Annotated in this window: 13 protein-coding genes; 11 read left to right on the plus strand and 2 right to left on the minus strand. The window is 69.5% G+C overall.

Features of this window, described 5'->3' with window-relative positions; translation table 11 throughout:
- Positions 1 to 18 precede the first annotated feature (18 nt).
- A complete protein-coding gene (locus ACQBAU_RS15720; protein WP_465255701.1) occupies positions 19 to 2,757 on the minus strand; it encodes an FG-GAP repeat domain-containing protein in 2,739 nt (912 codons plus the stop codon).
- A 148-nt stretch (positions 2,758 to 2,905) separates the two neighbouring features.
- On the opposite strand from ACQBAU_RS15720, the gene ACQBAU_RS15725 reads away from it, so the two are divergent.
- The 11 genes from ACQBAU_RS15725 to ACQBAU_RS15775 all read left to right on the plus strand — a co-directional run bounded on the left by ACQBAU_RS15725 (position 2,906) and on the right by ACQBAU_RS15775 (position 14,338).
- Entirely contained in the window at positions 2,906 to 3,616 is a 711-nt protein-coding gene (locus ACQBAU_RS15725; protein WP_465255700.1) for a FadR/GntR family transcriptional regulator, read from the plus strand.
- Between the two features lie 186 nt (positions 3,617 to 3,802).
- Complete coding sequence (locus ACQBAU_RS15730; RefSeq protein WP_465255699.1) at positions 3,803 to 5,407, plus strand: ABC transporter substrate-binding protein; 1,605 nt, start codon at positions 3,803 to 3,805, stop codon at positions 5,405 to 5,407.
- Positions 5,408 to 5,504: 97 nt separating this feature from the next.
- Entirely contained in the window at positions 5,505 to 6,458 is a 954-nt protein-coding gene (locus ACQBAU_RS15735; protein ID WP_465255698.1) for an ABC transporter permease, read from the plus strand.
- 7 nt (positions 6,459 to 6,465) lie between these two features.
- Entirely contained in the window at positions 6,466 to 7,377 is a 912-nt protein-coding gene (locus ACQBAU_RS15740) for an ABC transporter permease (RefSeq protein WP_465255697.1), read from the plus strand.
- Positions 7,374 to 8,405 carry an ABC transporter ATP-binding protein gene (locus tag ACQBAU_RS15745; RefSeq protein ID WP_465255696.1) on the plus strand — a complete coding sequence of 344 codons (1,032 nt, stop codon included), beginning with the start codon at positions 7,374 to 7,376 and terminating at the stop codon, positions 8,403 to 8,405. The genes ACQBAU_RS15740 and ACQBAU_RS15745 overlap by 4 nt, the downstream gene beginning before the upstream one ends.
- Positions 8,402 to 9,421 carry an ABC transporter ATP-binding protein gene (locus ACQBAU_RS15750; protein WP_465255695.1) on the plus strand — a complete coding sequence of 340 codons (1,020 nt, stop codon included), beginning with the start codon at positions 8,402 to 8,404 and terminating at the stop codon, positions 9,419 to 9,421. Before ACQBAU_RS15745 ends, ACQBAU_RS15750 begins: the two co-directional genes overlap by 4 nt.
- Positions 9,418 to 10,545, plus strand: coding sequence for a pyridoxal-phosphate dependent enzyme (locus ACQBAU_RS15755; RefSeq protein WP_465255694.1), 1,128 nt, complete (start codon positions 9,418 to 9,420; stop codon positions 10,543 to 10,545). The genes ACQBAU_RS15750 and ACQBAU_RS15755 overlap by 4 nt, the downstream gene beginning before the upstream one ends.
- Complete coding sequence (locus ACQBAU_RS15760; RefSeq protein WP_465255693.1) at positions 10,542 to 11,537, plus strand: succinylglutamate desuccinylase/aspartoacylase family protein; 996 nt, start codon at positions 10,542 to 10,544, stop codon at positions 11,535 to 11,537. Before ACQBAU_RS15755 ends, ACQBAU_RS15760 begins: the two co-directional genes overlap by 4 nt.
- Positions 11,534 to 12,517 carry a dihydrodipicolinate synthase family protein gene (locus tag ACQBAU_RS15765; protein WP_465255692.1) on the plus strand — a complete coding sequence of 328 codons (984 nt, stop codon included), beginning with the start codon at positions 11,534 to 11,536 and terminating at the stop codon, positions 12,515 to 12,517. Before ACQBAU_RS15760 ends, ACQBAU_RS15765 begins: the two co-directional genes overlap by 4 nt.
- A 1-nt stretch (position 12,518) precedes the next feature.
- Positions 12,519 to 13,550: a Gfo/Idh/MocA family protein gene (locus ACQBAU_RS15770; protein ID WP_465255691.1), complete on the plus strand. Its 1,032-nt coding sequence runs from the start codon at positions 12,519 to 12,521 to the stop codon at positions 13,548 to 13,550.
- A complete protein-coding gene (locus tag ACQBAU_RS15775; protein ID WP_465255690.1) occupies positions 13,547 to 14,338 on the plus strand; it encodes an SDR family NAD(P)-dependent oxidoreductase in 792 nt (263 codons plus the stop codon). The genes ACQBAU_RS15770 and ACQBAU_RS15775 overlap by 4 nt, the downstream gene beginning before the upstream one ends.
- A gap of 8 nt (positions 14,339 to 14,346) precedes the next feature.
- On the opposite strand, the gene ACQBAU_RS15780 is transcribed toward ACQBAU_RS15775, so the two are convergent.
- Complete coding sequence (locus ACQBAU_RS15780; protein ID WP_465255689.1) at positions 14,347 to 18,021, minus strand: hypothetical protein; 3,675 nt, start codon at positions 18,019 to 18,021, stop codon at positions 14,347 to 14,349.
- Positions 18,022 to 18,057 lie beyond the last annotated feature (36 nt).

Genomic DNA, 18,057 nt, shown 5'->3' on the forward strand with positions numbered 1-18,057 from the left:
TCACGGCAGCGACACCATTCACGCCATGATCAACTCCACCGCGGTGATCCGCGGGGTGGCGACGCTGTTGGTGGCGCCCAGGGCGAGACGGTACTGGACGAACTCGCCCACCGGCACGCCCCCGCCGACCGGCACCCACGGGGCATCGACGAGCCCGGCCTCGGTGTCGGCGGTCCGGATCGTTCCGGTCACCCACGTCTTGGGCGGCACCTTGCCCTCCCAGCGCAGCTCGGTGCACGTGCCGCCACCACTGGTCCGCAGCACCCGGGAGGTGAAGTACTCCTCGGGGCCGCGGTCGTAGACGTTGCCGAAGTCCTGGTGGCTCAGCCCGTGTGGGCCACCGGTCGGCAGGTCGACCCGGTTCGACTCCGTGAAGCCGTTGGGGCCGTTGAACCAGACGTAGGAGTCGCCGGGATGGTTGCCGTACGTCTTGTGGTTGGCGATCGCCATATCGACCCAACCGTCCTCGTCGAAGTCGGCGAGCAGCACCCCGCAGGCGGAGTGGTGGAACAACCGCGTGATCCGGTGCGGATGGAACTCACCGTCCGGCCCGCCCCAGTAGACGTAGGTGTCGAGGTCGCGGTGCTGATGACCGTGGTAGTTGGTGGCGACGATGTCGAGGTGGCCGTCGTTGTTGAGGTCGGCGACACCGACGTCGACCGGGAATGAGCCTGGCAACTGGGTGCGACGGTCGTTGGCGAAACCGTCGGGCCCACCCCAGTAGACGTAGACGAAGGTGCGGTAGTCGTCGTGCGGGTCGTCGCCCTTGAAGCCGCCGACCACCAGGTCGAGCCAACCGTCCCCGTCGAGGTCGGCGATCCGCGAGGACACGGTGGTACCACTCGGCAGCACCGTGGCACGGTCGGCGCTGAAGCCGTCCGGGCCACCCCACAGGATGATCACCCCGCCCCCGCTCGGCCCGAGCTCGGGGATCACCAGGTCGAGCCAGCCGTCCCGGTCGAGGTCGGCGATCGACATGTAGCGGGGCTGGTTGTAGGTGACCCCGTCGATGATCAACTCGATCCGGCGAGGCTCCCCGAAGCCGTCCGGGCCACCGGGGAAGATCAACACCTCGCTGTTCGACCAACCACAACCGACCAGGTCGAGGTAGCCGTTCCGGTCGAGGTCGGCGAACACTCCGGACATGTTGTGGGTGGTCGGCAGTTCGACCCGCCGTTCGTCCGGGAACTCGTCACCGGAGCGGTAGTAGACGAACGAGCCGAAGTCATGCTCCAGCCAGTTCTCGTTCGAGTTGGCGACATAGACGTCCGGCGCCCCCGAGTCGGTCAGGTCGACGAACTTCAGCTCAGTCGCCGCCCACCCGCGGAAGGCGAGTCGCCGGTCGGCCGAGTAGCCGTCCGGGCCACCCAGGTAGACGTGGGTGTCGACGTCCCCGTGGATGGTGTTGCTCAGGTGGTTGACGAAGACCGGCTTCGGCAACCCGTCCTTCGGCCCGCGCACCAGCAGCACGTCGAGTGCACAGTGCGTCGTCAGGCGCCGCGGCTCGGCCGCCGGCCCCTCGGGCGTACCGGGGAACACCAGCGACTCGGTGGTGTAGGAGTCGTGGACGTGGTCCTGGCAGATGATCACGTCGCCACGGCCGTTGCCGTCGAGGTCGGCGATCACCACGTCGTTGGCCGACCGGGTCACCACGGTGGACGGCTCGTCGGCGAAACCGCCGCCGGGGAGTCCCGCGTACCGCAGTGAGTGTTCCTGCTCCGCACCGGCGGGCTGCCGGGCCGCGAGCACCAGGTCCTCGACGCCGGTGCCAGTCGTGTCGCCGATGGCGGCACTCATCACCGGACCGGTCTCCAGCCGGAGACCGACCGCCGGCTCACGGTCCGCGCCGACCCCGACCAACAGCGTGGTTTCCCGTGGACACAGGAAGATGTGGGGTCGCCCCTCGTACCGGACGATCTTGAGCCGACTCACCGTCGGGGTCTTGTAGACGAACAGCCCCGTGGCGCCGAGACTGTCGACGGTGCCGCCGGCCGCACCCATCGCCGCAGCGTCGAGCCGGGTGTTGATCTCGTGGTTGCCGGTCAGCTCGACGTCGAGTTGGGTGAATCGCTCCGGGTCGACACCGCCGTCGCCGCCCCAGTGGATCCGCACACTGCTGTCGGGTGCCCGTACGACCAGGTCGTCGCAGCCGTCGCCGTCGAGGTCGGCCACCACCATCGACTCGATCGGGCTCGGCAGGGTCAGGTCGCGCCACCGGCGGGAGGCGAAGCCCTGCTCGTCCTGTTCGAAGATCCGCAGCCGTTCCCGGCTCACGAACACGATCGCCGGCTTCGCCCCCGGGGCGAACCGGCCGATCACGACGTCCTTGCTCGACGGCGCCCACAACTGCAGCATCCGCTTGTGGCTCCAGCCGTCCGGTCCGCCGAAGTAGACCTGGGCGTACACCTCGTTGGTGGCACCGTCGAACTGGTTGGCGATGACGATGTCGTCGAAGCCGTCCCCGGTCAGGTCGCCACTGGCGCCGGCGAAGGCACCCCGGGTGTCGAGCTCAAGCCGCTCGTCCCCGTTCAGCGCATCGAGGTAGACGTAGGCCGGCAGCGACACGCCGTCGTCGTGGGAGTTGGCAAACGGGATGTCGACGTAGCCGCTCCCGGCGAGGCTGGCGTACGCGATCCGCTGCAGTACCCCGGCCCGGGAGACGTAGATGTTCTGGCCGGCGTTGCCGAGGGTGCCAGCGGCGAAGTCGGCGAACGAGCCATCCCGCAGGGTGTTCGTCGTCGAAGAGGTGGATGACACGGAGTGACTCCTGAGCCCATCGTTGTGACTGTAGGTTGTGGGACAATCTGATGATCGGGTGGTCGGCAGGCGATGTCAACCCATCCGGACGTGGATCTCGCAGGATTGTCGGACGTGCTACGTACGACGAAGGTGTACGTTTGGGACCGTGCCAGCGAACCCTGTCGAGGAGCGCTCCTACCGACGGCCCTCGCCGCCGTCGGTGGAGGAACTGCTCAAGGCCTACATCATCGACCACGGCTTCGGGCCGGGCGACCGGCTGCCCACCGAGGCCACATTCTGCGAGAAGTTGGGCGTCTCCCGCAACGCCATCCGCGAGGCGATGAGGTCACTGCAGTCACTGGGGATCCTCGAGATCCGCCACGGCTACGGGGCCTACCTCTCCGACGTCTCGCTCCCCCGGCTCGACGAGGGCCTCACCTTCTGGGGCAAGCTGCTGCGACGCGACGGCGACGACCACGTGCTGCGCCGGATCGCCGAGGCGCGATCGCTGATCGAGAGCAGCCTGGTCGCCGAGGTGTGCGGTCGACTGACGGAGGCCGATTTCACCCAACTGCGCGAGTGCGTGGCCGAGATCGAGGCCGCGACCGCGGAGGGGGAACGCGCCTTCGAGGCCGACCGCCGCTTCCACCAGATCCTGTACGGCCCGCTCGACAACTGGATCCTCAGCGGCTTCCTGCGGACCCTGTGGGACAGCACCCGCACCATGTTGGACAAGAACCCGGCCGCCGACCTGGCCAACACCCCCGACGACCACCGCGCCATCGTGGACGCCCTCGAGGCCGGCGACCCCGAAGCCGCGACCAAGGCGATGCGGACCCACTTCGGCCCGATGCGCCAGGGCGAGTACCAGGACTGACGCGCCACCCCGCCCAGCTGACTCCGGGCACCCCTTCACCGAACCGTTACCCGAACCGGTGCCGGAAGGCATTGACCGACCTCGCATGACTTCTTAGTATGTTCGACGTCCTACAATGTGGCTCGGGGTCACCTGGGGACATCCGGTTCCACTGATCCGTCGCTGACGACGGGCAAGGAGTTGATCATGCGTAGACCTCACGGGCTGACAACGATCGTCGGCATCGTTCTCGCGCTGACGATGGCCCTCGCGGCGTGTTCCCCCCCCGGGTCGAGTCCCGGCACCGAACCCTCGGCAGGGACCGGCGATGCTGGTGGCGGTGACATCCGGTACCAGCTGTACCAGGCACCCACCGGCTTCAGCCCGTTCCACGCCACCAACGGTGCCGACGGTGAGATCGCGGGCCTGCACTTCCGTCCCCTGCTCAGCACCTCGGGCGAGGAGTACGTGCCGGTGCTCGCCGAGTCGTGGGAGGTGTCGGAGGACGCCACCACGTACACGTTCACGCTGCGGGAGACCAACTGGAGCGACGGCACCCCGTTCACCTCCGCCGACGTGGTGTATTCCTACGAGAGCTATGCCGACCCCGACACCAAGTCGGCCTTCAGCGGACGGCTGGCCTCGGTCGCCGGCTACACCGAGTTCTCCGAGGGCAACGCCGAGACCATCACCGGCGTCGTCGCCCCGGACGAGCGCACGGTCGAGATCACGCTCAGCGGACCGAACGCCGCCTTCCTCAACTCACTGCCGGGCCTGACCATCGTGCCGAAGCACGTCTACTCCGAGATCGACCGTGCCAAGTTCCAGGGTGCACCGGAGTTCCGCGAGCCCGCCGTCGGCATCGGCCCGTACGTCTTCTCCCGTTGGGTCACCGACGACCAGATCGAGTTCGTGCCCAACGAGGAGAGCTTCGAGGAACACCCGCTGTCGCACGTCTACGCCCAGTTCCTGGCCGGCGACGTCGCCCGGGCCCAGTTGGAGACCGGCGAGATCGACATCGCGCAGCTCTCCTCGGTCGACGCCAAGGCGCTCGCCGAGAGTGGCACCGTCACCGTCCAGCAGCGTGAGGGCACCGGTGTGATGTCGCTCTACACCGCGCTGGACTCGGGCAAGTTGGCCGACGTCAAGGTCCGGCAGGCGATCCTGCACGCGATCGACCGCCAGTCGATCGTCGACAACGTGCTGGCCGGCAACGGCAGCGTGCCGCAGTCGATGCTGTACCAGCCGTCGTGGACCATCCCGAACGACCTGACGAGCTACGACTACGACCCGGAGAAGGCCAAGCAGTTGTTGGCCGAGGCCGGATGGGACGCCGACGTCGAGGTCAATCTGGACATCGTTCCCGGGCAGGCTGACCGTGACGCGGTGATGGACATCGTGGCGGGGCAGCTGCAGGCCGTCGGCATCAACGCCAAGCTGCACCCGCTGCAGCCGGCCGAGCTGAGCAAGCTGGTCGAGGAGCGCAAGTTCGACCTGTTGATCACCATCTTGGCGTTGCCGCCGACCGAGCCGGGTGCGATCAACGACCGGTTCATGTGCGAGGCGTCGCTGAACATCTCGGCGTACTGCAATCCGGAGCTGGACGACCTGCTCAAGCAGGCCGTCGCCATCAGCGATCAGGACGGGCGGGCCGAGCTCTACCAGCAGGCCAACCGGATCCTCAACGAGGAGCAGCCGGCCATCCCGTTGTACGTCTCCAACCAGGCGTACGGCTCGACGGCCCGGGTGCAGGGGTTCAACCCGGTACAGGGCGGCCTGTCAGCTGCCCAGAACTGGACGGTCACCGACTGACCTGTGTGACGGCGGTGGACCGGGCGTCCGGTCCACCGTCGGCGCGCACTGACCTCCGGCCCCACCGCCCCGATGCCCCACCTGACAGGAGAACTGCATGATCAGCTTCGTCGTCCGAAGGCTGGCCGTGAGTGTGGTCGCCCTGATGGGGATCAGCATGGCACTGTTCGCGTTGACCCGCTTCATCCCGGGCGACCCGGTCAGCATGTACATCAACCCGTTGACCTTCGAAGGTGATCGGGAGGCGGCGATCGCGGCGCTGCGGGCGGAGTTGGGCCTGGACCAGCCGGTGCCGGTGCAGTACCTGGCCTGGCTCGGCCAGGTGTTCCAGGGCAACCTCGGCTTCTCCATCACCACCGGCCGCCCGGTGACCGAGCTGATCATGAACCGACTGCCGGCGACGGCGTACCTGATGTTGACCTCGCTGACGATCTCGATCGTCGTCGGTGTCATCGGTGGCGTGATCGCTGCACTGCGCAAGAACACCATCACCGACTACGCGACCTTGTTGACCAGCTTGATGATCGCCTCGGTGCCGACCTTCTTCATCGCCATGGTGGGGATCTACGTGTTCGGCCTGCGGCTGCAGTGGCTGCCGACCGCCGGCATCAACGTCCCGAACGGCAGCTGGGGCGAGGCGTTCCGGCACCTGATCATGCCGGCCGGGATCATGGGGATCTCCGGTGCGGTCGGCTACATCCGGTGGTCGAGGTCCAGCATGCTCGACGTGCTGGACCAGGACTACATGGTGACGGCCCGGTCGAAGGGGTTGTCGAACGGGCGGGTCGTCGTCGTGCACGGCCTGCGCAACGCGCTGATCCCGCTGGTGACGATCCTGGCGATGACCATCCCGAGCCTGTTCGGTGGATCGGTGATCATCGAACAGATCTTCGCGTGGCCGGGCACCGGCCGGATGGCCATCGACGCCATCTCCAATCGCGACTACCCGGTGATCATGGGATTCGTGATGATCACGACCGTGCTGGTGCTGCTGTGCAACCTGATCGCCGACGTCACCTACGCGATCATCGACCCCCGGATCAGGCTGTGAGGACGTCATGACCGACACCGCCACCATGCTCTCGACCGAGCCGGCCGACGACACCCTCGCCGCCCCGGGGGTCAGTCCCCGCCGGGCCGCCTGGCAACGCTTCGTACGCTATCGGCTCGCCCTGCCCGGGGCGATCACGCTCGCCCTGCTCGTACTGGGCGCCCTGCTCGGACCGCTGGTGTGGACGGTCGATCCGAACGTCGTCGACCCGGCGCAGTACCGCAAGCCACCGGGCCCCGGGCATCCGTTGGGCACCGACTCGGCAGGCCGTGACGTGCTGGCCCGGCTGCTGGTCGGGGCACGGGTGTCGCTGGCCGTCGGGTTGGCCGCCGCGCTCACCGCGACCATCGTCGGGATCCTGCTCGGCTCGCTGGCCGGCTACCTGCGCGGCTGGGTCGACGCCCTGCTGAACCGGATCAGCGAGGTGTTCCAGTCCTTCCCCACCATCATCGTGATCATCACCGTCGCCGCCGTGATGGGCCCGTCGTTGCCGGGCATGATCATCATCATCGGACTGATGGACTGGACCGGCGCCTTCCGCGTCACCCGCGGGCTGACCATGTCGCTGCGGGAACAGGACTCGATCCAGGCCGTGGTCGGGCTCGGTGCGCCCAGCAGCCGGGTGGTGCTGCGCCACGTCGTCCCGGCCGTCCTCGGTCCGGCCACCGTGGTCGCCACCGGGATGACCGGCGGCGTGATCATGTTGGAGGCGGCCCTGTCGTTCCTCGGCCTCGGCGTACCGCCACCCACCGCCAGCTGGGGCTCGATGCTCAACCAGGCCCAGTCGCTCAGCATCCTGGAAGGGATGCCGTGGCTGTGGCTCCCACCGGGCCTCGCCATCGCGGTGACCGTACTGTCGGTCAACTTCATCGGTGAAGGCCTCCGCAACGCGGTCGATCCGAAGCAGGGACGCCGATGAGTACGTCGCCGTCCGGGCCCGTCCTCACCGTCACCGGGCTGACGACCGAGTTCGAGACCTCCGACGGCATCGTGCAGGCCGTGAACGACGTCAGCTTCGCGGTCCACGCCGGCGAGACCCTCGGCGTGGTCGGCGAGTCCGGGTCGGGCAAGAGCATCACGATGATGTCGATCCTCGGGCTGCTGCCGCCGAACGGTCGGATCGTCGCCGGCTCGGTGGAGTACGGCGGCCGCGACCTGGTCACCGCACCCGAGCGCCACCTGCAGTCGATCCGCGGCCGCGACATCAGCATCATCTTCCAGGACCCGATGACCGCGCTGAACCCGGTGATGACGATCGCCCAACAGATCGACGAGAGCCTGCGCCGACACTCCCGCGAGCTCGACCGCAAGGGCCGCCGGGCCCGGATCATCGAGCTCCTCGACCAGGTCCGGATACCGGGGTCGTCGCGCCGGGCCGACCAGTATCCGCACGAGTTGTCCGGCGGCATGCGGCAGCGCGCCATGATCGCGATGGCGATGGCGAACCGGCCGGCCGTCCTGCTCGCCGACGAGCCGACCACCGCCCTCGACGTCACCGTCCAGGCCCAGATCCTCGACCTGCTGCACGACCTGCAGTCGGAGACCGGAACCGCGTTGGTGTTGATCACCCACGACCTGGGCGTGATCGCGGAGGTGAGCGACCGGGCGGTGGTGATGTACGCCGGACGGGTCGTGGAGAGCGCCTCGGTCGACGAGCTGTTCACCGAGCCGCGCCACCCGTACACCCGTGGCCTGCTCGACTCGCGACCGACGATCGACGATCGGCCGGCCGGTGAGACGAGTGATCTCGCCGCGATCCCCGGCCAGCCACCGAACCCGGCCCGATTGCCCGGCGGGTGTTCCTTCCGGCCCCGCTGTGTCGTCAGCCAGGGCCGCGAGGAGTGCCGGACACGGCCCGAGCTGGTCGAGCTCTCCCCGGGCCGAGCGACGGCCTGTCACTTCCACAACGAGCTGATCGCGACCTCGGAGAAGGTGAGCACACCATGACCACCACCGACGACCCGGTCCTGCGGGTCACCGACCTGGTCAAGCACTACCCGGTGAAGCGGCGCACCTTGTGGGAGAAGCGCCGGTACGTGCACGCGGTGAACGGGGTGTCGTTCGACGTCGCCAAGGGTGAGACCCTCGCCATCGTCGGCGAGTCCGGCTGTGGCAAGTCGACCGTCGGCAAGACGCTGATGCGTTTCCACCAACCCACTGACGGCACGATCACGTTCAACGACGTGGACATCAACGCACTGTCGGGCGGCCAACTGCGGCGACTCCGGCGGAAACTGCAGTTCGTGTTCCAGGACCCGTACGCCTCCCTGCCGCCCCGGCACACCGTCGGCGCGATCATCACCGAACCGTTGGAGATCCACGGCATCGGCACCGCCGCCACCCGACAGGAACGCGCCCGGGAACTGCTCGACCTGGTCGGACTGCGCCCGGAGTTGATCAACCGGTACCCGCACGAGTTCTCCGGTGGGCAACGGCAACGGGTCGGCATCGCCCGCGCGTTGGCCCTCGAGCCGTCCATGCTGATCCTCGACGAGCCGGTGTCGGCCCTCGACGTGTCGGTGCAGGCACAGGTGATCAACCTGCTGGCCCGGCTGCAGCGTGACTTGGGGTTGTCGTACCTGTTCATCGCCCACGACCTCGCGGTGGTCAAGCACATCGCGCACCGGGTGGCCGTGATGTACCTGGGCCGGATCGTCGAGCTGGGCACCACCGACGAGATCTTCAACCACGCCAGGCATCCCTACACCCAGGCCCTGTTGTCGGCCGTGCCGATCTCGGAGCCCTCGCAGCGCGGCCGGGGTGGCCGGATCCGGCTGCAGGGCGACCTGCCCGACCCGATCGACCTGCCGACCGGCTGCTCGTTCCGTACCCGCTGCCCGCTGGCCGCCGAGATCTGCACCGTCGAGGAGCCGTTGCTCACTGGCGACGGCGACGGCACCGTCGCCGCCTGCCACTTCGCCGGGGAACGTGAACCGGCCGCCGGCGTGGAGGCCCTCCGGTGACCTTTCCCCAGACCGGGCTCTGGCGCCACCATGACCGACTTCCGGTACGCGACGCCGCCGCCGTGGTCACCCTCGGCGAGGGTGACACCCCAGTGATCGACATCTCCGCGACGGTCGGCGCCGCAGTCGGCCTGCGCCGCCTCTGGCTCAAGTGCGAGGACCGCAACCCCACCGGATCGTTCAAGGCCCGGATCGCCGCCGTTGCGTATGCACTGGTCCGGGAACGGGGGCTGGCCGGGGCGGTCGGCACGTCATCGGGCAACGGTGGGGCGGCGGCCGCCGCGTACGCCGCCGCAGCCGGTTCGCGGGCCGTGCTGTTCACCCTGTCGGACACGGTCGCGGCGAAGTTGCGCGAGATCGTCGCGGTCGGCGGGATCGCCTGCCGGGTGACCGGTGTCGGGCACGACGCGGCCTCCACCCGTACCGTCGCCGACCTCATCGCCGCGGCTGCCGCCCAGGCCGGCTGCTATCCCCTGCTGACCGGCTTCCATTACGCGCCCGAGGCGATGACCGGCGTCCAGACGATCGCCTACGAGCTCGCCGAGCAGACCCCGTACGCAACCCGGGTCTACCTGCCGGTGGGCGGCGGCGGGCTGCTGACCGGGGTGCACCGTGGGTACCGCGACCTCGCCGGACCACAGCCGATGCTGATCGGCGTGCAACCGGCCGGGGCGGGTTCCCTACGGGCTGCCGTCGAGGGCCACCCCGAGGGCATCGCCGGCCAGGTGACCACCGCGGTGTCCGGGCTGCAGATGGCCGCCCTGTTCGACGCCGTGGGCGCGCCGGAGGCCCTCCGCGCCACCGGCGGTCACGACGTAGCCGTACCCGACACCGCAATCGAGGCCGCCCAGGCCTTGCTCGCCCGCTTCGGGCTGTTGGTCGAACCGGCCGGTGCCACCGCCCTGGCCGGCGCGATCGCCGACCTGGCCGCCGGCCGGCTCGACCCGGACGAACCGATCGTGGTCGTCGCCACCGGCGCCGGCCACAAGGACACCGCCGCGCTGGACCGCCTCGTGGCCGCCCGTCTCGACGCGGCCTGGCCCGACGATGCCACGGTGGTGCCGACGATCACGCCGGACGAGGTGCCGGAACGACTGGCGCAACTGCTGGGAGGACGACCTTGACGTCACCTCATGCAACGGGATGGCGACCGACCCGGCTCGGCGGCGCCGAGCCCGGCACCGGGGTCACCCGGTACCGGTTGGACTCCGGCCGACCCGGGCCGCGGCTGCTCGTGCTGGGGGGTGTGCACGGCAACGAGATCGGCGGCATCGTCGGCGCCGGCCGGGTCACGTTGACCCACTGGCCGCTGGTGGCCGGGCGGCTCGACGTCGTGCCGATCACCCACGAGGCGGCGAACCTGGCGTTCATCCGGACCGGGCCGGCCGACGGCCGCGACCTGGCCCGGACGTTCCCCGGCGACCCGCACGGTGAACCGACCGAGCAGCTCGCCGCCCTGGTGCGCGAGGAGTTGATCAACGACTGCGATGCGTTGATCGATCTGCACACCTCCGCCGTCGACGCCGACCTGCCCGACTTCGCCGGCAGCCTGCACGACCACACCCCGTACGGCGACGCCTGCCGTGCGCTGGCGCTCGACTTCGGCATGGCGACCGTGTGGGGTCATCCCGACCTCGCCCCCGGCCGCACCGTGTCGGCCGCCGCGGACCGGAAGGTCCCCGCCATGTACGTCGAGTCCCGGCGCGGTGGCGTGCTGGACGCCACGATGCTGGACCGCTACACCGACGGAGTGGTCCGGGTGGCCGAGGGGCTGGGCATCATGGCGCCCGGCACCGCCCCAGCCGGTGAGCCGCTGCGGCGCCTGCTGCACGGCAACGGCGACACCGACAGCTTCACCGCCGCCCCGGTCGACGGCTACTTCCTTGCCCACGTGGAGATGCTGGCGGCCGTCCGGCAGGGCGAAACCGTAGGATCGGTGGTCGATCGTCGCGGCGCCACACTGACCGAGGTGATCGCTCCTCAGGACGGCACCGTGGTCTTCCTCCGCCGACTGGCGCCGGTGACGGCCGGCACCCCGTTGGTCTCGGTCTGCACCGAGATCCCTCTCCCGGCCCCGTTGGAATCCGAACCACCGTTGAAAGGTGATGCACGATGAGCCCTACCCACCGCCGACCGATCCCCCGTGACGGGGTCCTGGTGCCCATGGTGACCCCGCTGCTGCCGACCGGGGAGGTCGACGTCGAGTCGACCGCCAGCTTCGTCGCCGCGCTGGCCCGCGACGGGGTCGCCGGTGTGCTGGTGCTCGGTTCGTCCGGGGAGAACGCCGCACTGCCCGCCGCCCAACGCCGTACCGCGGTCGAAGCAGTCGTCGCTGCCGGCCAACAGGTGCACGTGATGGCCGGGGTGGCCGCCCTGGGCACGGCTGACGCCGTCAACGACGCGCGCGAGTTCGCCGCGCTGGGCGCGGACTCGATCCTGGCCTCGGCACCGTTCGGGTTCCAGTTGTCGCAGGACGAGCTGACCGGACACTTCACCGCCCTGGCCGGCGTCTCGGACGCCCCGGTGATCGGCTACGAGGTGCCGAGCCGGGTCGGAGTGTCGCTGTCCACCCCGTTGCTTGTGCGACTGCTCGGCGACGGGGTGATCGCCGGGGTGAAGGACTCCAGCGGCAACATCGGCGCCGCTCGGCTCCGCAGTGAGGCGCTCGCCGGGGCCGGGCTCGCCGACGTGGCCCACTTCACCGGCTCCGAGGAGTGCATCGACGCTTTCCTGCTGGGCGGCGGCACCGGCTGCATCCCCGGGCTGGCCAACGTGTTCGCCCCGCTGCACGTCGACCTGTGTCGACGGGCCGCGCTCGGCGACTGGGCCGGCGCCTCACAGGTGCAGGGTCGGATCGCCGGCCTGCTCGACCTGTACTTCAACGAGCTGCCGGGGGCCAGCTTCTCGGCCCAGTTCTTCGCGATCGTGAAGGAGGCGCTCGTGCAGCAGGGCATCATCGCCCACAACACGACCGCGGCACCGTTCGTGCAGGCCGATGCCGGCACCTCGGCCCACGTCACTCGGATGCTGGAGCGGGCCCGTGACCTGCACGGCGTCGTGGAACGGACGCCCGGCAAGGCAGCCGAGGCGAGTTGAGATGACCGAGGTTCGCGTCGGGGTGAGCGGCCTCGGCTCGATCGGGCGACAACACCTGACCGCGCTGCGGGCGGCCGGTGCGACGACCCTGTACGGCTTCGACGCCGCCTCGGCGACATGTGAGGCGGCGCTTGTTGCACACCCGGACCTGCGGTTGGTCGACAGCTTCGACGCGTTGCTCGACAGTCGGCTCGATGCGGTCGTGGTCGCGGTTCCTGATCATGCCCACCTGGCTCAGCTCGAGGCGGCGGCGAAGGCTGGGATCGCCGTCCTGGTGGAGAAGCCACTGGCACCGTCGGCAGCCGAGGCTGCCACGGTGATCGACCGGTTGGGGCCGGCTGGCAACCACTGCCTGGTCGGTTACGTGCTGCGCCACAATGCGGCCTGCCTGCGGGTGGCCGGGCTGCTGGCCGACCGGGCGATCGGCGAGCCGACCAGCTTCCAGGTGCTGCTCGGGGCGTACGGCACGATCACCGTCGCGGCCAACCGGTTCGCCACCCCGGCGTACGGCCGGTTGTACGGCGATTACTCCCACGAATGGGACTACCTCAGCTGGTGGTTCGGCGCGATCACCGCTGTCACCGCGGTCGAGCGGACCGTCGACGTCGTCCCGCACGTCGAGACCCCGAACCTCGTCGATGCCCTGCTGGAGACCGAATCCGGGCTGATCGGCGCCCTGCACATCGACTACGTCGACCGCCGCGGTCTCCGCCAGGTGTCGGTGATCGGCACCGATGGATCCCTCACCGCCGACCTGGGCGGTGGCACCACCGAGGTGCGGCGGACGGGGGTCGACGGGGCGCAACGGTTCGCCGATCTGGCACCCGCCGGGGTGGCACTCACCCGGCAGGCCGCCCACCTGCTCGCGGTGGCCCGGGGAGACGAGGAGCCGCGGGTCACCCTCGCCGACGGACTGGCGGCACTGCAGGTCGCCGACGCACTGCGTACCTCCGCACCGACCCGGTCGTGGGTGACCGTGGATCGCCACCACCATCCTGGCAATCGCCACCAGCACGGGGATGTGGACCGATGACGACACCGTTCTCGATGGACAGCTTTCGGCTCGACGACCAGGTGGCGGTGATCACCGGCGGCGCCGGAATCTACGGCTCCGGTTTCGCCGCGGCACTCGCGACGGCCGGCGCAACGGTGGTGATCACGTCGCGGACCGCCGCCGTCGCCGAGTCAGCGGCCGCAGCGCTGGTCGCGAAGGGCGGCAACGCCGTCGGGCTGCCACTCGACCAGGCTGATCCAGAGTCAATCGACAGCTTCGCCGCCACCCTGCTGGACCGGTTCGGACGGGTCGACGTGCTGATCAACAACGCCGTCCACCGAGCCGGGGGCGGGCTCTTCGACACCACCGCCGAGGACTGGGACGCCACCAGCGCGGTCAACTCCCGCGGCCTGTTCCTGCTCACCCGGGCGGTCGCGGCGATCATGGTCGAGCAGCGGTCCGGGTCGATCATCAACATCGGGTCCATCTACGGCATGGTGTCGCCCGACTTCACCTTGTACGAAGGGACTCCGGTCGATCCGGTCGCCTTCTACAGCTACGACAAGGGCGGCATGATCGGGTTCACCCGGTACCTGGCCGGCGAGCTCGGTCCGTACGACATCCGCGTCAACTGCCTCTGCCCCGGCGGCTACAACCCGAGCGGCGAACCGAGCGACTTCGACACCGCCTACGCCGCCCGCACGCCACTGCGCCGGATGGCGACCGGCCACGACGCCAGTGGGGCGTGCGTCTTCCTCGCCTCCCCCGCCGCCGCTTACGTGACCGGTGCGGTCATCCCGGTCGACGGGGGTTGGACCTCGCGCTGACCGGTCGGTCAGAGCCGACCGGCCACCCGGACCGCTGCCGCACCGAGAACTGCTGCGGCCCGGGGGCTGATGACACCGGCATCGGCGGCCTCCCTGGCGTGCGTCACCAGACGCTCCAAGGTGGTCGATGCCAGCTCCGTGCGGTCGGTCTCGACCGCCCGGGACACCTGTTCCACGGTTGCCTGGAACCGTCGGAATGGCCCCGTGGGAAGGCCGTCGGAGCTCCGCAGCTCGTCCAGCATCACCAGCAGGTCGGCGGTGTCGTCGGCCGTCGCCCGCGTGGCCGCAACGCCGAGGTGCGTCCACGTCGCGGGCAGGGCGAAGGTGCGCCACTGCTCGGTCACCACCTTGTCGCCGATCAGCCCGAGGGAGGCCCGGGCTCGCCAGTTGTTGAACACGTAGACGCCGTCGTAGCCGGCCCGATAGAACGCGCTTGCCCGCTCCACGTACATCTGGGACGACATGGAGGTCCGGACGATGGCGGTGGCGTAACCGCGGTCGGCCAGGTCCTGTTCGGTCTTGCTCAGGTCGCCACCGGCCAGGGTGTGGGTCATGCCGCCGTACAACTGCACGTCGGTCCCGGCCACGGTCTCGGCGAACTCGTCGAGGTTGGTCCAGAACTTTTCGTGGGAGATGCTCGTCGGCACCAGCACGTCGACCAGTCCCTCGGCCACCCAGGAGTCGACGTCCAGTCCGTACGCGAGGGTGTTGGCCTGCGGCACGCGAGCGATCACCGTCGTGTCCGGTACGGCGGCCCGCAACTCGCGGAGCACCGCGGTCATCAGGTCGGCCCGGAACTGCTGCCAGCGCAGGCTTCCCTCCGGTGTCACCTCCCGTCGCGGGTCGATCCCGTACGCCTGCTCGTAGGCCGCCATCGTCTCGGGCTCCCACCCCACGACGTCGGGGTAGCGACTGAAGTCGAGGTCCAGCCCGTCGACCCCGTCGAACCCGGCCAGCTCCACCAGCACGTTGCGGATGTAGGTCGCGAACTTGATCGAGGTGTATGTCATCCGGGTCCCGCTCGGTGTCCCGGCATAGGAGGTTTGCCGGGAGTCGGCGTACTCGTCCCAGATGTTCCCGTTGTACCAGGGGTAGGCAGCCATCGAGTAGAACGTGTTCATCCGCAATCCCGCATACGCGTCGATGCCGATCTCGGCGGCACGGGCGGTGACGACCTCCAGCGGCACCAGCCCGTTGTTGATCATGTCGAGGATGGCGTCCATGGCGACGACGTCACCGTCACGCATCAGCTCCTGCTGGGCCGGGGTCAGTGAGGCGTACGGTCGACCCGCCCACTGACTGTCGTAGGTCAACATGAAGGTGGTGCCGTTCTGCCACGTAATTCCGCCCACATCGGTGTCGGTGAACAGATCCACGGCGTTGGACTCCAGCTCGGCGACGCTGCCGTACAGCCCGGCGAAGAAGTCGGAAATGCCGTCGTTGTTGTAGATGGCGCGCCGACCGTCGACTCCCTCGGCGGGCTGTTGGGCCAGTTCGGCCTCCGCGGCCGACAACCCGGTGATCCGCAGGTGGGTCGGCCTGACCTGCTTGTCGGCGACGGGGCTGATGATCAACTGCTCACCCCCACCGTCGCCGGTGAAGACCTCCACCTCACCGATGACCCGGGGGCCGAAGCCGGTCGCCGGGTCGTACTCGGGCACGTCGGGGAGCGTGATCCGCCGGGTCGTGTCGCCGACGGTGACGTCGAACTCCTCGGTACCGCTGAGAAAGCCCAGCCGGACGGTGACCCAGCCGGTCAGGGTGACCGGGACGACGACGGGTTGGGCGGTGTCGGTGCTGTCGAGGAAGATGCCGGCGGCTTGCGCTCCGTCGATGTCGAAGCTTCCCGGTTCCCATCCGGCGGCGGCCGCCGGCGTACCGTCGGCGGTCCGGCAGTCTTCGATCCGGTCGAACAGGACGGCCGCTCCGGCCGCGGGCTGGGCGGCGGACCCGGCAGCGGCGATCGTGACGTCGGTGGGGGCGAGCCATCGTTGTTCGGTCGTGGCGGCGATCTCGGCGCCGCGACGGACCTGCAGGTCAAGTCGGAGGTCGCCGGCATGGCCACCCGGTGCGAGGGAGACCGGCAGGTAGCGGGAGGTGATCGGGATCGACCGTTGGGCCAGCGCCGGTGCGGTCGGATCGTCGGTGCGCAGCAACGTGGCGCGCAGCTGCAGGGTGCCGCCGGCAAGGTCGAGTGGATCGACCCCGTCGATGCCGACCACGAGCTCCATCCCCGTCGCGTCCGAGGCCGGCAGCACTGACACCGCGTTGATGCTGGGCTGGTGGAAGGCGGTGGTGGTGCCGCCGACGATCACCGGTGCGGTGAAGCTGATCATGATCGGGTCGCCGGCTCCGCGACCGTCGCCGATGATCGACAATCCGTCGGCCGCGGTGATGGCCGTGGTGACCGGCTCGTCTGTCAGCAGGACGATCCGGCCGTCCAGTTCGACGAGGTGGCGGCCGTGGCTGTCACGCCCGAGGGTCCAGCGGTGGAACTTGTCGTCGGTGGTGCCGGGGACGTTCGCGGTCAGCCAGGTCCCGTCGGCCCGGCGGAGACCGACCAGCCCGTCGACCAGACCCAGCTCGAGGTGCTGCCCGCCGGCGTCGACGTGCCACCCGACACCGCGCGTGCCGAGGTCACCGGCGGCCGGCAGGGTCGTGGCCTTGGCCAACAGGCGCAACGTCCACGACCCGTCGCCGAGCTCGGCCGAGTGGTGGCCCACGACCCGGTCGGAGGTGGCGGCCAGCAGACACTCGCCGGCGGTGACCGGCGGCATGCCCTCGACGGTCCCGGTGGACCGGGTGTTGTCGGTGAAGTAGGCGCCGGGGGTGGCCGGATCGACCGTCCACCCGCTGTCGACCAGACTCGTCCCGGGGCCCAGCGGACTGCTGGGGCGGACCGACATGGTGATGTGATCCAGCAGGAGGTGCAGACTGCCGGACTTCCAGTTGAGCGCCAGCGCAGACATTGTGATGCCCTCCGTGCCCCGGACCGCCACGTTGACGTTGCGCAGCACGGCGACCACCGAGCCGTCGATCGCCACAGTCGTGGTGTCGACCCCGTCGAAGCGGAACACCCAGTCGTGGAAGGCCTGGTCGAACGGCACCGGCACCTTGCGTACATGCGTGTTGACGGCCGTGCTGTAGCGGACGTGCAGGTCGTCCCGGTCGACCAGGGCGAAGGTGAACCGCTGCCCGGCGGCGTTGACCTCGAGCACGAGCCCGCGGGTGTAGGCGTTCTCGTACACCTCGGGTACGTCGTCGACCCGCATCCGCAGCGCCAATTGCCAAGCACCCTCACCGATCGCAATCGGTCGGTTCATGGTGGCCCAGTTGGTGGCGGGCTGCCCGACCTGGTCGGCGTGCAGCAGGTACTGTCCCGGCTCGACGATCGGCAGGGGCAGGTCGTGGGGGTTGTCGGCCGATCCGACGGAGTCGATGGCGTACGCCCCGGCAGCCGCGGCACGCGGTACCCACCCCGCCTCAGCCATCGACGACGCATCGTCGTCGAACACCACCGTCGCCTCCGGCCACGGCTCGAGGGTGGGCCCGGGCGGGGCGGCATGGGCGGCGGGTGAGGCCAGCCCGGCGCCGACGACGGCCGCACCTCCCACCGCGGCTGAACTGGTCATCAGGAAGCGTCGGCGGCTGATCGCGGTGTGGGCGATCGACGGCTGGAACATGCCAGAGGTCCTCTCATCGGCACAGCCATGTGCCGG

Source organism: Carbonicoccus niuqiaonis (genome assembly GCF_050157065.1).
Taxonomy (GTDB): domain Bacteria; phylum Actinomycetota; class Actinomycetes; order Propionibacteriales; family Propionibacteriaceae; genus Avipropionibacterium.

Bases quoted from the DNA above. Each gene is read 5' to 3' on its own strand.
- ACQBAU_RS15730 (WP_465255699.1), top strand. From the start codon at position 3,803: ATGCGTAGACCTCACGGGCTGACAACGATCGTCGGCATCGTTCTCGCG.
- ACQBAU_RS15735 (WP_465255698.1), top strand. From the start codon at position 5,505: ATGATCAGCTTCGTCGTCCGAAGGCTGGCCGTGAGTGTGGTCGCCCTG.
- ACQBAU_RS15740 (WP_465255697.1), top strand. From the start codon at position 6,466: ATGACCGACACCGCCACCATGCTCTCGACCGAGCCGGCCGACGACACC.
- ACQBAU_RS15745 (WP_465255696.1), top strand. From the start codon at position 7,374: ATGAGTACGTCGCCGTCCGGGCCCGTCCTCACCGTCACCGGGCTGACG.
- ACQBAU_RS15750 (WP_465255695.1), top strand. From the start codon at position 8,402: ATGACCACCACCGACGACCCGGTCCTGCGGGTCACCGACCTGGTCAAG.
- ACQBAU_RS15765 (WP_465255692.1), top strand. From the start codon at position 11,534: ATGAGCCCTACCCACCGCCGACCGATCCCCCGTGACGGGGTCCTGGTG.
- ACQBAU_RS15770 (WP_465255691.1), top strand. From the start codon at position 12,519: ATGACCGAGGTTCGCGTCGGGGTGAGCGGCCTCGGCTCGATCGGGCGA.
- ACQBAU_RS15775 (WP_465255690.1), top strand. From the start codon at position 13,547: ATGACGACACCGTTCTCGATGGACAGCTTTCGGCTCGACGACCAGGTG.
- ACQBAU_RS15780 (WP_465255689.1), bottom strand. From the start codon at position 18,021: ATGTTCCAGCCGTCGATCGCCCACACCGCGATCAGCCGCCGACGCTTC.